Origin of the sequence: Chitinophaga dinghuensis, from assembly GCF_003259435.1 — a bacterium.
GTDB classification, from domain to species: Bacteria; Bacteroidota; Bacteroidia; order Chitinophagales; family Chitinophagaceae; genus Chitinophaga; species Chitinophaga dinghuensis.
The window spans coordinates 553,365-568,696 of record NZ_QLMA01000001.1 but is presented as its reverse complement, the minus strand read 5'-3'; the positions used below and the strand labels follow the sequence as shown (position 1 = coordinate 568,696).

Sequence of the window (15,332 nt, the reverse complement as noted above, 5' to 3'; positions counted from 1 at the left end):
GATGTTATGAAAAAGTGGTTATATCCGTTGGTAATAGTTATTGCGGCTGCCATGCTGACCACCGCTTGTACCAAACGGTTTAATGAGATTAACAGAAACCCAAATGATTTCACGGAAGAGGAGCTGAAAGCAGATTATCAGCTGATGGGAGAGCCATTGTCGCAAGCCCAGCTGAACCTGTTAATATATAACGATCCTCCTACTGCGCAGCTACAGCAGAATTTAAATGCAGATATCTTTTCAGGATATATGATGTCGCCCAATCCTTTTGATGGCAATATCAATAACATGACTTATAGTCTGCGTTACTACTGGAATATCAAGCCATGGATTGTTACCTATGCTTATGTGATGAGGCCCTGCGATTTTGCGCAGGAGAAAGCCAAAGGAAAGTATCCGGATTTTTATGCATGGGCGCAGATACTGAAAGTAGAAGCGATGCATCGGTTGAGCGATATTTTTGGGCCGGTTATCTATACGCATTATGGCGAGATCAATGCAGATAAAAGTATAGATTATGATGCGCAGCCAGACGCGTATTACGCGTTCTTCAAAGATCTCAAAGAAGCCATAGGCGTATTGACGGACTCTATCAACAACCACGCTGCTTCCCGGTTTACCAATTTCGACCTGGTGTATAAAGGCGACTATACGAAATGGGTGAAGTTTGCTAATACGCTACGACTTAGGCTGGCCATACGTATCAACGGCATCGATCCCGCTAAAGCAAAGCTGGAGGGAGAAGCTGCATTATCGCACCCATTAGGACTACTGACCACACCTGATGATAATTTCAATGTAAATATTTCACCTGTTACACATCCTTTAAATATCATTGGATATAACTGGGCGGATATCCGGATGGGCGCTCCGATGGAATCTATTCTGACCGGTTATAATGATCCGCGGTTACCGCGTTATTTCGTACATACAGATGAAGGTCCGAATGTATATCATGGTATACGCAATGGGATTAGTATCAGCACGAAGGAGACTTATTCCGGTTTTTCCTATCTGGTAAAATTCGATAGTAAGATATTGTTCATGACAGCAGCAGAAGCCTGGTTCCTGAAAGCAGAAGCGGCACTCAACGGCTGGAAGAACGCAGGCGATGCCGGCAGCAATTACAATAAAGGAATTATTACATCATTTCGTCAGTACAATATCCCGGATGCCGACACGTATCTCAACGATAATACCAGCAAACCTGCGCCCTATATAGATCCCAAGAATGCATTGAACAACGTGCTTACAGGAGATAAACATCTTAGCACCATTACGATCAAATGGAATGATGGGGATAATAATGACATTAAACTGGAACGTATCATTACACAGAAATGGATTGCGATGTTTCCGGAAGGTCAGGAAGCCTGGAGTGAATTCAGAAGAACGGGCTATCCAAAATTGTTTCCTGTAGTGATAAATAACAGCGGGAATACTATTCCCACAGAAAAATTTATCAGACGTTTGCCTATACCCGACCAGGAATATATCACTAACCCTAAAGCCGCTGCCAGGGCTGCCGCCACCCTTAAAGGCCTGGACAATGGCGGTACTTCTCTTTGGTGGGATTTACATTAATCGGATTGTTTGTTAACCCCTGGAAAAAATTTTTTCCATTTATATAGTACTACTGTTAAACCCGCGCGACTCCTTTCCACAACAAAATGCCAATGTAATTCCTGAAAACCAATATCTGAATAATATATCCCATTTATTAACCAAAAAAAGGCAAGTATGAAAAACAACTTACGCCTTATGAAAGTGTGTGTGGCTGCCACCGTTGCCCTCACTTCCATAATTGCAGACAATGCGCAGGTGAAAGCGACAGGCCTCCCAGGAACGGGACTTTCATTGCGTAGTGTATTCCAGAACAAAGATGTTACTGGTACTGTTCGCGATAGTAAGGGAAATGTGTTGCCTGGAGTAACAGTACAAATCAAAGGTACCAACAGAGGTACACAAACAAACCCGGATGGTAAATTCCATCTCGATGCAAAAAACGGTGATGTATTAGTATTTAGCTCAGTAGGTTTCGGACAAAAAGAAGTAACTGTTGGTAACAGCAATACGATTGCAGTTATCATGGACGACAACGTCAGAGGATTAAATGAATTAGTAGTTACTGCGCTGGGTATTCAGCGCAAGGCAAAGGAGTTAACCTATTCCACACAATCCGTAAAAAATGAAGACCTCACTACCGTTAAAGAAAGTAACGTAGTGAACAGTCTCTCCGGTAAAATCGCCGGGCTGCAGGTAAACCGCAGCGCTTCTGGCGTAGCCGGTTCCGCAAGGGTTATCCTGCGCGGACAAAAATCCATTCGCGAAAACCAACCACTGTACGTAGTAGATGGAGTACCCATCGCCAATTTCACCAGCGCTCAACCAACAGATCTGTGGGGACAATCCTCCGGAGCCAATTCTGCCGGTCGCGATGGTGGAGATATCCTCAGTACCATCAACCCGGATGATATTGAGAGCATCAATACGCTGAAAGGCGCTTCTGCCTCCGCATTATACGGTAGCCAGGCCGCCAACGGCGTAATTATGATTACCACTAGAAAAGGAAAAGCAGGTCAGACAAAAGTGAACTACTCTTCCAACTTCATGCTGGACAAGGCCGCCTACGGTCCGGATATGCAGTATAATTACATGCAGACCAACAAGGACAACCTGTATAGCTGGGGTCCTAAAGGTACGAGTCCGGATCACGTAAAATCCTTCTTCCAGACAGGTACTACCTGGATTAATTCCATTAATCTTTCCGGCGGTACCGAAAAAGCGCAGACTTACTTCTCTTATTCCAACACCAGCAATAAAGGAGTACTGCCTACCTCCAAATTTGGACAACATACCGTGAATTTCAGGGAGAATGCCAACTTTCTGAATGACAGGCTGAACGTAGATGCGAATGTGCTGGCCACTACGCAGAATGCGCATAACCGCCCTAGCTCAGGATTGTACTTCAACCCTATCACTGGTTTGTATCTGTTTCCACGTGGACTTAATTTCCAGAATTATGCTGATAATTTTGAGTATTTCAGTGTTAGCCGCAATATGTACCTCCAGAATTGGTGGAACATCAATTACGACGATAAAAAGGGTGGACAGGATTCACAACAAAACCCTTACTGGATTCTCAACAGGAATGTGACCGAAAACAAAAAAGATAACATCATCGCCTCCCTTACGCTTCGCTATAAGTTAACGCCATGGCTGAATGTACAGGCGAGAGGTAATGCCAACAAATCCTGGGATAAATATGAGCTGAAAGCCAATGCAGGTACACAGCTTACTATTGCCGATAATAATGGTCGTTACTCTTACGACTATATTACCAGCACCCAGTATTATGGCGATCTGTTGTTGATAGGTACGCCTAAAATCTCTTCCAACTTTGGTTTGAATTTCACCGCAGGTACCAGTATCACCGATCTCAAACAGGACAGAACTTTCCTGGATTCCAAAGATGGAGATCTGGCATTTGCCAATGTGTTCAACATTGGTAACCTGAATCTGAATTCCGCCACCAGAGTGGTGCCTACCGGTTTGAGAAGACAGCTGCAATCTGTTTTTGCCACAGCAGGTATCAACTTCAAAGAAAAAGTTTTCCTGGATCTGACCGGACGTAATGACTGGTCATCCACCCTGGCTTATACGCCGAATAAAAGCAAAGGTTATCTGTATTATTCAGCAGGTCTGAACACCATTCTGAGCGAAGTGGTGAAGATGCCTTCCTGGGTGGATTACGGTAAGCTACGTGCCTCCTACGCTAAAGTGGGTAACGACGTAGCGCCGTTCGCCACACTTCCTACAAACACCATCACCTCCGGTATCCTTACTTCCAACACCTCCGGCGCATTTCTGAATAAAACCTTAAGACCAGAAATGACCACCTCTGTGGAATTGGGTACAGAATGGCGTTTCCTGGATAACCGGTTGAATTTCGATTTCACCTGGTATAATTCACACACCAAAGATCAATACTTCGATTTCCGCATATCGAGTGGCTTCCTTTACCCTAACGCCTTTATCAATGCAGGTAACGTGCGCAACACGGGTATTGAAGCCACTTTAGGTTACCAGGTAATCAAACAAAAAGATCTCAGCTGGAATACCACTATCAACTTTACCCGCAACAAAAATACCCTGCTGGAACTGGCGCCAGAACTGCATGGCGACTACACCATTACACCGAAAGGCGATAATGTGAACAACTATGCGCTGGTATTACATGAAGGCAGCTCCTTCGGCGATATTTATGGTAAAGCATTCAAACGCGCGCCAGATGGCAGTATCATTGTAGATGATAATGGTCGCCCTCAAGCTGCAGACGGACCGCTTACCTACCTGGGCAATCCTACACCGAAGTTCCTCCTGGGATGGAATAACAGTTTCACCTGGAAGCAACTGAATCTTGGTTTCCTTATTGATGGTCGTTTTGGCGGTAAGGTAATGAGTATCACACAGGCAATGCTGGATGAATATGGCGTATCTAAAGCCACAGCAGCAGCCCGCGATGCCGGCGGTGTGAACATCGCAGCTACAAAAGCAAGTGGCGGCAAATTCTCTGGTCCTATTGATGCAGCCACTTTCTATGGCGCAGTAGGTGGTCGTGCAGGTATCACAGAATACTATATGTATGATGCGACGAATGTACGGCTGAGAGAATTATCGCTCACTTACACTTTCCCATTGCACAGCAAAGCAGTAAAAGATCTCAAATTGGGACTGGTAGGACGTAACCTGTTTTTCTTCACGAAGAAAGCGCCTTATGATCCTGAGCTGAGCATGAGTACTGACAATGGTTTACAGGGTGTGGACGTATTTGGTTTACCAGCTACCCGCAGCTTTGGCCTTAACCTGAAGTTATCCCTCTAAACCCATTCAGAACCACAAAAACAAAAGCCATGAATTATAAATCATTCAAGATAGCAGGTTTGGCGGTTGCGGCCCTACTGAGCTTCGGCAGCTGTACAAAGAACTTCGAGGACATCAACAAAAATCCATACGGTTCCACTGATCGTGATCTGGAACCAGATTTTGCCATCGTAGCGGCGCAGCTGCAACAGGCACAACGTAGTATCTATCTCTTCAACCCCGCTCCTACTTTCCAGTTACAGCAAAATTTGCTGGGGGATGTATTCAGCGGTTATATGATGAGTGCTACGCCATTTGCCGGTAATAGTAATAACCTGAACTATAATTTGCTGGATGGCTGGACCAGTTCCGCTTTCACAGTAGGTTATGCCAATGTGATGAACCCATTGTATAAATCCATACAGTTTTCTAAAACGAAACAGTTACCGGATGCAGTAGGGATGGCAGAAATACTTCGGGTAGAAGCGATGCATCGCCTGAGCGACATCTACGGACCCATTATCTACACAAAATACAATGTTCCCAATGCAGAAGGGGGCGTTGATTTCGATAGTCAGAAAGACGCATATTATGCATTTTTTGCAGATTTAAAAGACGCCATAGCACAGCTCACCCCTTTCTCAGGGAAGCCCGCCAGTACTCTTTTTGCAAAAGCCGATCTGGTATATGGAGGGAATTACACGCAATGGTTAAAATTCGCCAATACCTTACGATTACGACTGGCATTACGTATTGTACGTATAGATCCAGCCAAGGCACAAGCAGAAGGAGAAGCTGCTCTGGCAGATCCAGCGGGCTTACTGACAACAGCAAACGACAACTTCCTTGTGGATATCGGGAGTACTACCCATCCATTGAATGTGATTAATGATTCCTGGGATGATATCCGTATGGGCGCTCCACTGGAATCCATCATGAATGGTTACTCCGATCCCCGACTTCCCTTCTATGTACAACCGGCCACTGATCCGGCAGTAGTAGGACTATACAAAGGTATCCGCAATGGTATTAACATCGATGCCAAGGAAAGATATGTAGGCTACTCTAAACTGGCCCTGTTCCCCAACAAGATACAGTTGATGACCGCGGCAGAAGCCTGGTTTCTGAAAGCAGAAGCAGCACTGCGCGGATGGGCGAACGCCGGCAATGCACAAACCAATTATGAAACCGGTATCAGTACCTCTTTCAGTCAATATAAAATTGGTAATGCAGCCGCTTACATTAATAATAACACGTCCACTCCTGCCCCTTATGTAGATCCGAAAGCGATTACGCCTGGTTCCAATGATATACTCACCGGTTCTCCCTGGTTGAGCACCATCACTATCAAATGGGACCCCGCAGCTTCATTCGACAGAAGCCTGGAACGTATCATTACCCAGAAATGGATTGCCATGTACCCGGAAGGAGAAGAAGCCTGGTCTGAATTCAGAAGAACAGGTTATCCAAAATTATTCCCGGTAGTCATTAATAATAGTGGCAATAAAATCAGTACTACTGATTTTGTAAGAAGAGCTCCTATCCCTAGCAATGAATACCAGACCAATAAAGCGGCGGTAGACAGAGCTATTGCAACATTGAGTACACAAAAAGACGTAGGCGGCACTCATCTCTGGTGGGACCCCGTTCAATAATATTCATTTTCTTATTTTGAATCGCGTGCATAAAAATCGATGCCGGTCCTATCAAGGACCGGCTTTTTTTATCTTATCCAGTAAGGGTGTGTACAATTTACACTTCGAAAAATTTGCAGAAAAAATTTGCAATTTTTTAATGTTTGGATGGTACTAAATGAAAAATGGCCCGACTCCTATACAAGCGATCAAATAAAAAAACTTACTGTAACGATAACGACTATACGAAAATAGATAGGACACAATAACTAAAACAACATACCTGATGTATCCCTAATGACCTGTACAGTTTCACTTTCTACGTATAATGAAAAACGGTTCACTCGATACACGGGACTTAAATTATCATTTATCAAACCAAATCAAAAAAACAGGCAAGTATGAAAAAAAACCTACGCCTTGTAAAAGTATGTGCAGTAGCCGGGCTCTCTCTGGGTGCGGTGGTAACTGACAGTGCTTTTGCCGCTTCCGCTGCGAGGGTGGCCAATGTCACTACGCTGCATGCCAACTTTCAGCAGAAGGAGATTCACGGTATTGTAAAAGACGCAAAAGGTACTCCATTACCAGGAGTTACTGTAGTGATTAAAGGTTCCAATAAAGGTACACAAGCAGATGCCAACGGTCATTTCAAACTGGCTGCAAAAGCCGGAGATGTACTGGTATTCCGCTTCGTGGGTTATGCATCACAGGAAATTGCTGTGGGCAGCAGCGATGAAATTAACGTTGCCCTTGTAGAAGGCGCTACCGGATTGAATGAGCTGGTAGTAACCGCCTTAGGTATTAAAAGAGAAGAGAAAAGTATAGGTTATGCCATGACTAAAGTAAAGGGCAATGAATTCACACAAGCCCGCGAAATCAACGTAGCCAATGCGCTCGTTGGTAAAGTAGCTGGTGTGAACAGTACTGCTCCTGCAACTGGTCCGGGTGGTTCTTCCAGGGTAAATATCCGTGGTGTGGCCTCTCTGAATGGAATGGTTCAACCATTATATGTGGTAAATGGCGTTCCTTATGCCAACCTCAACATGGGTAACCCTGGTAAATATGGCGGCGCCGATTTCGGTGATGGTATTTCCGCCATCAACCCGGATGATATCGAAGATATGACTGTACTGAAAGGTGGCGCTGCTGCCGCATTGTACGGTTCCCGCGCACTCGGTGGCGTTATCATTATCACCACCAAATCCGGTAAATCACGTAAAGGTCTGGGTATAGAAGTAAACTCTAACTATACTATTGATAAAGTACATGATTTCCGCGACTTCCAGGATGTATACGGACAAGGTATTCAGGGTGCAAAACCTACTGACGCCACTTCTGCATTAGCTTCTGGTCTGATTTCATGGGGTGCAAAACTGGATGGTTCTTCCACTCCTATCTTCAATGGTAAATCTGCTCCTTACAGCAATCAGTCTGGTAGTCATTTCAAAGATTTCTATCGTACAGGTTCCACTATCACCAATACAGTGGCGGTTTCTGGCGGTAATGAGAATACTACCTTCAGAATTTCCCTCGGCGATCTGAGAAACCTCGGCGTCTATCCTGGTTCTTACTACAAACGTAATAACGCTACCCTGGATCTCGGTTTCAAACTGAATGAAAAATGGTCCGGCGGTGTGAACATCGGTTATACCAAAGAACGCGCAAACCGTTCTAACGTGAGCGATGCGCCTGCAAACGGTAACTTCGCTATCATGTTCCTTCCTAATAACGTGAGAGCAAAAGATCTCGCTCCAGGATGGGACCCGCTGACTGGCTTCGAAACTGAATTCAATGCCAACCAGTTCAATACCAACCCTTATTTTGCTGCTGCAAAAGCGACTAACCTGACTACCAAAAACAGAGTAACAGGTAACGTAAGTATGAAATACCAGGCATTAGACTGGTTGTACATCCAGGGTAGACTGAGTAACGACTACTATACCTTCAACGGACAGAGTATCTGGCCTTATGGTATCGCCTTCAAACACAGTGGTAAATTACTCGGCGACGGTACTGCTACTTTCAATGAACTGAACGCAGAAGCATTAATCGGTATCAACAAACAAATCAGCCGTAACTTCCATTTCGGTATGACTGCAGGTGGTAACTTCATGCGTCAGGACAGAAAAGACCTGACCCTGGTAGCTGACGGTCTGGCTTTCAACAACGTTTATAACCCCGGTACTGCCAGCGTTATCACGCCAAACATCACACAGCCTAATAAAGAAATTCACTCCGTTTACGGATCAGCAGAATTGAGCTATAAGAGCACTGTGTTCCTGAACATTACCGATCGTAATGACTGGTCCAGCACCCTGCCTAAAGGTAACAACTCCTATAACTACCCTTCTGTAAGCGTTTCTTACCTGCTGTCTGAAACCCTGAAGAGAGACTGGTTGAGCCTCGCGAAAATCCGCGGTGGTATCTCTCAGGTAGGTGGCGATACAGATCCATTTAAAACAGCGCTGTACTACTCTACCCTCGCTGGCGCCAGCATCAACGGACAGGCTATCGGCAACCTGCCAACAGATATGCCAAACACCGCACTGAAACCATTGAAAGGTACAGAAATAGAAGCCGGTGCACAGTTAGGATTCTTCCGCAACCGTTTGAGCGTAGACTTCGCATGGTATAAGAGAACAACTAACAACGATATCGTTGCCAGCACCGTGTCCGGCGCTTCCGGCTACAATACCAAACTCGTTAACCTTGGTAAAGTAGAAAACAAGGGTATTGAATTACTCGTTTCCGGTACGCCAATTAAAACTGGTAGCTTCAGCTGGACCACTACCGTGAATATCTCTCATAACAAAAACACCGTACTGCAACTCGCTGCTGGTCAGACAGACCTGCAAATGGATGAGTCCAGAACAGAAAGAGCATACTCTAAACACGTAGTAGGTATGCCTGCTTTCCAGGTGGCTGCATTTGATTACCTGAGAGATGCGCAAGGTAACCTGATCCTCGATGATGGCGGATTACCACAAGCTGGCCCTCTGAAATACATGGGTACTGCTGTTGCTCCTACTACAGGCGGTTGGACCAACGAATTCAATTACAAAAGATTCGGCCTTTCATTCCTGATTGACTTCAAAAACGGTGCAAGTATCTATTCCGGTACTAACGCTACCGCTTATAACGTAGGTCTGAGTAAAGAAACCCTGCCTGGTCGTGAAACCGGTATCGACGTAAAAGGTGTAGACGCTTCTGGTAAAGCGGTTACCAAACACGTAGATGCACAAACTTACTATGGCAGATTGGGTTCTATCTCCGCACTGCAGGTATACAATGCAGACTTCATCAAATTCCGTTCCCTGAGTCTGACTTACAACTTCCCTGCCAGCGCATTTAATAACAAAATTGCTGGTCTGAGCCTGTCTCTCGTTGGAAGAAACCTGTTCTACATCTCCAAACATACTCCGAACATCGATCCGGAATCATTCTACAACAATGGTGCTGGTCAGGGTCTGGAATATGCGACCGTGCCAACGACAGCCTCTTATGGTTTGAACCTGAACGTGAAATTCTAATTAAGGCCTTGTACGAAGTTCAAAAAACAGCAACATGAAAGCAATTAAAAAATATTCCATACTACTCGCAATACCGGCTCTGACATTCATGTCATCCTGTACGAAAAAGTTTGAAGATCTGAATACCGATAAAAACAGCGCCACCTCTGAAACAACTGTACCTTTGTACAATCTGACCAGAGCACAGCTGGAATTCACCGGTAACAACGATTACAGCTTTGAAACCTGGCGCGTAAACATCATCTACCTCAGTTTGATGATGCAACAAATGTCTTCCACTGTAGGTTGGTATTCTGGCGACAAATACAGCCGCAACGATGGTTTCTCTGCTTCCTTATTCACAGTAGGTTACCCTTCTCAGGTAAAATATATCGTGGATCTGCTGAATCAGACTAAAACAAATCCTATCTATCAGAATCTGTACAACATCGGTAGAATCAACCGCGTACTGATCATGCACCGTCTGACAGACATGTACGGTATGGTGCCTTATACACAGGCTGGTCTGGGTTACATTGGCGGAAACACTACGCCTATCTACGATGATCAGAAAGCGATCTACACAGATATGCTGAATGAACTGGATGCCGCTGCCAAAGCGCTCGATCCAAACAAAGATGCAGTAGGTAAAGGCGACCTGATTTATCAGGGCGATCTGACCAAATGGAAAAAGCTCGCTTATTCCCTGATGATTCGTCTGGGTATGCGTATGTCTAAAGTAGATCCGGCAGCCGCACAAACCTGGGTAGAGAAAGGAGCAGCAGGCGGTACCCTCTCCAACATCAATGACAATGCTTACGTTTCTCACGTTGGTTCCGGCGGACGTCCTACTGTTAACAGAATCAGTAATATTCTCAGCGGTGAGTGGGATGGTATCGGTAAAGGAAACGTTTACCTGAGCAAAACCTTTGTAGATTTCATGCAAAGCAACCAGGACCCTCGTCTGCAATACTATGCTGAAATCAAAAAGACACAGGACAGAACACCTGCCAACCAGATTGGTATGCCTAACGGCTACGATGAAAATGGCGCTAACAGTCCAACCGATATTCACAAGGCGCCTAACTTCCCTGGTGATATCACATTGTATTCCGTGCTCCGTAAGGATATCTTCGCGAAACTGGACGGTATTACCTCTATCCTGACTTACGCACAAACTGAACTGCTCCTGGCAGAAGGTGCACAGCGTGGCTGGAACGTGGGTGGTACTGCACAGCAACACTATACCAATGGTGTAACTGCCGCGATGAAACAACTGGTACAATACGATGCATCTGCGGTTATTACCGATGCGCAAGTATCTCAGTACCTGACTGCACATCCATATGCAGCTGCTACCGGTCTGGATCAGATTAATACACAGTATTGGGCTGCTTCCTTCCTGGATTGGTATGAAGTATTCAGTAACTGGAGAAGAGCCGATTATCCGAAGTTAGTACCAGTGGTTTATACTGGTGACAACAACGGTGGCCAGATTCCTAGAAGAATGCTGTATCCAGCTACAGAAGCCAGCGCTAACTCTAAGAATTACAATGCTGCCATTACTGCACAAGGCACCAATAACTTTGGTACCCGCGTATGGTGGGATAAACAATAAATTTATTTTCTCGCAATCGCTTAGTATTTATTTACATAGGTCACATACAAGATGTTGAACGCCGTTCGTATTCTTACTTACGGCTACTTTTTTAAAGCCTTTGCAACAAAAGTTTTCATAACAACTAGGACATATTTAGCAATTAGAAAACCGGTCGTCCAATTTCATGGACGACCTTTTTTTATGGATGCTGCTCCGGCACATTTGCATGTGTATAAGTAGTAAATCCGATGAAGAGATAACCCTGAGAACTGCCTTGTGGCGGGCGCAAAGCGCGGAGGTAGGCCAGGTTGTCCGTTTTGTAATACCTGTACGCCAGTTCTGTACCAGGAAACACACTACTGTTGGAGGTACAATAAGAACATTCTGCGTTATTGTCCATCGCTTTCCGCAGGTAATCGTATCCCCTTGACAAGAGTTGATCGTTCAGCTGCCACAGACTGTTATCTCCCTGTAATCTTGCTAACTCCGCTGCATTGGTGAATGCATTGAGCGAATACTGAAAATGCACACAATCCTTTCTATGGCAATACTCTGAAATATGGCCATCAGGATCAATTACAATGGGAAGGAACTTCGCAACGGTTTCATATCCTTCCTGGTATAGCGCAGTGCTATCCATGAAAATTCCGGCAGCCATTTTTGCATAACCCTGAGAAGCATTCCAGTTATTGTTATAGACCGGCATTTTGTTGATATAGTTCTCAACAACCGTATGGAGATACGTTTTAAACTGTGCTATATCTGCTTCTTTCCAACCGGAGCCTTTACCGTTTACTTTATAGTACCTTAATATTTCAGCGGCCGCCACAAATCCGGGGCTTGTCCAGCTGGCTTCCAGTCCTGGCTGACGCTGATTGGTAGCCGCATCGAGGAGATCATAATTTTTAAACGTATAGGCCCAACCGTTAAGGATGCCTATTGCTTTTTGTGCATATTCAGCTTTTCCCGTATGCGCCCAAGCTAACGTCAACGCGTATACGAGTTCAGCATCTTTACGGATTTGAGATTTAGAGGGAGACGTGGCGCCGTTGGAGCCCACAACTACTGTTTCAAAAAACGAAGTGGGATATGGCACTCTGTCTATAAATTCTCCCACTTTCTGATAGGCCGCTGTGCGTACGCTATCCTTGTTGTTCAGTTGCTGGCTGATGTAATCCAGGCTGGCTTTGGTGTTCAGGATGGCCGGATGTACGAAAGTCTTTTTCCCCGGCTGTTGCGCATTCACGGAAACTGTCATTAAACTGGTCACCGCCAGCATACAGCATAGCCTGATGGCCAAGCGAAGTATCTTCATAAACATGATATTTATTTGCAATCGATTGCTAAAATACGTAACGGAACAAAAAAAAGCAACAGTTGCTTGCGAGTGCAACTGTTGCTTTGCTCCTACCCTTTAATATGCTGATTATTGGAGACTCGAAACGCCGTAATGGGTATAAGTGGTGAAGCCGAGGAAAGTATTATCATTCGGCACGCTCAAAGGAGCCTGAAGTCCTCTCAGATAAGAGAGGTTAGAAGTTTGATAGTGGTTATAGGCTACTTCCACACCAGGGAATACAGGACTGGAAGTAGAGCAATAAGAGCAGGAAGCGCTGCCTTGGTAAGCGGAGCGCATGTAGTCATAACCTGCGCTGATACGGCTGCTGTTTAAATTCCAGAGGCTATTATCGCCTTGCTGAATTTTTGCCAGTTGGGCCGCATAAGCGAAAGCGGTGAGAGAATACTGGAAATGCACACAATCCTGGCGATCGCAGTATTCAGGGATAGTACCGTTGGATTGAATAATGATAGGAACATAAGTAGTAATCAGGTCATAGCCGTTTTGGTACACGGTAGTACTGTTCAGGAAGATACCCATTGCCATTTTAGCATAGCCCTGAGAAGCGTTCCAGTTGTTGTTATACACCGGCATATTATTGATGTAATTGTTCTTTACATTATTCAGGTAGTTCTGGAACTGTGTGATATCAGCGGCAGACCATCCGGAACCGTTGCCATTTACCTTGTAATAGCGCATAATTTCCGCTGCTGCTACGAAGGAAGGGGTTGTCCAGCTGGCTTCCAATCCTGGCTGATTAGGGTTGGTACTGCCATCCAGGAGGGCATAGTTCTGAAACGTATAGGCCCAACCGTTAAGAACACTGATACATTTATCTGCCCAGGACTGCGTACCTGTTTTTGCCCATCTCAAAGCCAGGGCATAGGCCAGCTCCGCATCCTTACGGATCTGAGATTTAGAAGGAGACGTAGCGCCATTGGAACCTACTACCACTGTAGCATAAAAAGAAGTGGGCACCGGATGGCTGTCTACATAATCAATTACTTTCTGATAATAAGCAGTACGGTTGGGATCTCCACCGTTTACCTGGCCACCTACATAATCCAGACTAGCCTGCGTATTGAGGACACCCGGATGTACGAAAGTGGTAAGCTCAGTTTTTGGTTTTTGCGACTCGTTATTTACGACAGGATTTTCCTTGATGTCTTTACCACAGGAAAATAAGCAGATGGTTGCGGTGATAAGGGACACAGCAAGGCCATAAAAAAGGGTATTCTTTTTCATACTGGAATTGAATTTATGATGATAAGGGTCGGAGTTCGTGGAATTCTTCTGGTGCTTCTATGCTTTCGCTGATATTTTGTGCAATCGATTTCTAAAATTAAGGAAAGAGGGGAAAGAAACAAGAAAAGATGGAAAATATAGAAAATATTCAAGAAGTGTATGGGAGACACGTTTTCGCGTAACTATCATATACATTAGAAATACTAGAGGGAGGATCTTGTTGAAACCTGCGGTTTCGACAAGATCCTCCCTCTAGTTATAGCCGAAGCCGCCTGGAGGGCGGCTTCGGCATATTAGGAGTAAATCGAGATTATTGTTCAAAGAAAAGATGGAAGAAGAGTAATTGATAACGTATGGAGTTCCCCCAGTAAGTCCAGTCATGATTACCTGGGCGTTCCGCATAATCGTGTGGAATTTTGCGCTCCAGCAATGCTTTATGCAGATTCCTGTTTACATCGATAAAGAAATCATCCACACCACAGTCCATGGTCAAAGCCAGTTTTCCGGGGGTTAATTTTTCGATTTGTTTTATCACCGTGTAGTCGGTCCAGTTAGTACCCTTTTCACCGGGATCTCCCAATCGTTTTGCGATATCCCATTTCTTTGGAAATGGCCTTAAATCCACGCCCCCACTAATACTCCCGGCTGCGCCAAATGTATCCTGATGGCGAATGGCAATAAACAATGCGCCATGACCACCCATGCTTAGTCCCGCGATAGCGCGTCCTTTGCTCGTTGCTACTGTTGGATAGTGTTGGTCTATATAAGCAGGTATCTCCTTACCAACATATGTTTCAAACTTATAGTTACTATCAACAGGACTATCAAAATACCAGCTGCTGATGGCCCCATCCGGACAAACAATCATGATATTGTAAGCATCCGCCATTTCCCTTAATGCAGGCACCTTTGTAATCCAGTTGCTGTAATTACCGCCATGACCATGCAGCAGATATACCACCGGGTAACGCTGATTACCTGCACTATAACTTTGCGGCGTTATCACTACCGCCCGGAAACTACGATGCATGGCCGCGCTCGGAATGGAAATAGTATCTACTCCCGCCGCCATCGTCATTTGCGTCAGGGCACAGCAGAGTAATAAGGTGAAGAAGAATCGCATGTTCATATGTTACATTCTG

The 15,332-nt window shown here is 45.0% G+C and carries 8 protein-coding genes; 5 read left to right on the top strand and 3 right to left on the bottom strand.

Annotated features, from left to right (window positions below):
* The first annotated feature begins 6 nt into the window (after positions 1–6).
* The 5 genes from CLV59_RS02335 to CLV59_RS02315 all read left to right on the top strand — a co-directional run bounded on the left by CLV59_RS02335 (position 7) and on the right by CLV59_RS02315 (position 11,624).
* Complete coding sequence (locus CLV59_RS02335) at positions 7–1,584, top strand: SusD/RagB family nutrient-binding outer membrane lipoprotein (RefSeq protein WP_111590384.1); 1,578 nt, start codon at positions 7–9, stop codon at positions 1,582–1,584.
* Positions 1,585–1,740: 156 nt separating this feature from the next.
* Complete coding sequence (locus tag CLV59_RS02330) at positions 1,741–4,884, top strand: SusC/RagA family TonB-linked outer membrane protein (RefSeq protein ID WP_111590383.1); 3,144 nt, start codon at positions 1,741–1,743, stop codon at positions 4,882–4,884.
* Positions 4,885–4,913: 29 nt separating this feature from the next.
* Positions 4,914–6,518, top strand: coding sequence for a SusD/RagB family nutrient-binding outer membrane lipoprotein (locus CLV59_RS02325; protein ID WP_111590382.1), 1,605 nt, complete (start codon positions 4,914–4,916; stop codon positions 6,516–6,518).
* Between the two features lie 380 nt (positions 6,519–6,898).
* A complete protein-coding gene (locus tag CLV59_RS02320) occupies positions 6,899–10,027 on the top strand; it encodes a SusC/RagA family TonB-linked outer membrane protein (RefSeq protein ID WP_111590381.1) in 3,129 nt (1,042 codons plus the stop codon).
* A 34-nt stretch (positions 10,028–10,061) separates the two neighbouring features.
* Positions 10,062–11,624 carry a SusD/RagB family nutrient-binding outer membrane lipoprotein gene (locus CLV59_RS02315; RefSeq protein WP_111590380.1) on the top strand — a complete coding sequence of 521 codons (1,563 nt, stop codon included), beginning with the start codon at positions 10,062–10,064 and terminating at the stop codon, positions 11,622–11,624.
* 181 nt (positions 11,625–11,805) lie between these two features.
* On the opposite strand, the gene CLV59_RS02310 is transcribed toward CLV59_RS02315, so the two are convergent.
* The 3 genes from CLV59_RS02310 to CLV59_RS02300 all read right to left on the bottom strand — a co-directional run bounded on the left by CLV59_RS02310 (position 11,806) and on the right by CLV59_RS02300 (position 15,319).
* Positions 11,806–12,921 (bottom strand): alginate lyase family protein, encoded by a 1,116-nt coding sequence (locus CLV59_RS02310; RefSeq protein WP_245950745.1) that lies wholly within the window; start codon positions 12,919–12,921, stop codon positions 11,806–11,808.
* Between the two features lie 111 nt (positions 12,922–13,032).
* On the bottom strand, positions 13,033–14,190 hold the full coding sequence (locus CLV59_RS02305) for an alginate lyase family protein (protein ID WP_111590378.1): 1,158 nt from the start codon (positions 14,188–14,190) through the stop codon (positions 13,033–13,035).
* A gap of 310 nt (positions 14,191–14,500) precedes the next feature.
* Positions 14,501–15,319: an alpha/beta hydrolase gene (locus CLV59_RS02300; protein ID WP_111590377.1), complete on the bottom strand. Its 819-nt coding sequence runs from the start codon at positions 15,317–15,319 to the stop codon at positions 14,501–14,503.
* Between the last annotated feature and the right edge of the window lie 13 nt (positions 15,320–15,332).

Coding starts and splice junctions, on each gene's coding strand:
- CLV59_RS02335 (WP_111590384.1), top strand. CDS start 7: ATGAAAAAGTGGTTATATCCGTTGGTAATAGTTATTGCGGCTGCCATG.
- CLV59_RS02330 (WP_111590383.1), top strand. CDS start 1,741: ATGAAAAACAACTTACGCCTTATGAAAGTGTGTGTGGCTGCCACCGTT.
- CLV59_RS02325 (WP_111590382.1), top strand. CDS start 4,914: ATGAATTATAAATCATTCAAGATAGCAGGTTTGGCGGTTGCGGCCCTA.
- CLV59_RS02320 (WP_111590381.1), top strand. CDS start 6,899: ATGAAAAAAAACCTACGCCTTGTAAAAGTATGTGCAGTAGCCGGGCTC.
- CLV59_RS02315 (WP_111590380.1), top strand. CDS start 10,062: ATGAAAGCAATTAAAAAATATTCCATACTACTCGCAATACCGGCTCTG.
- CLV59_RS02310 (WP_245950745.1), bottom strand. CDS start 12,921: ATGAAGATACTTCGCTTGGCCATCAGGCTATGCTGTATGCTGGCGGTG.
- CLV59_RS02305 (WP_111590378.1), bottom strand. CDS start 14,190: ATGAAAAAGAATACCCTTTTTTATGGCCTTGCTGTGTCCCTTATCACC.
- CLV59_RS02300 (WP_111590377.1), bottom strand. CDS start 15,319: ATGAACATGCGATTCTTCTTCACCTTATTACTCTGCTGTGCCCTGACG.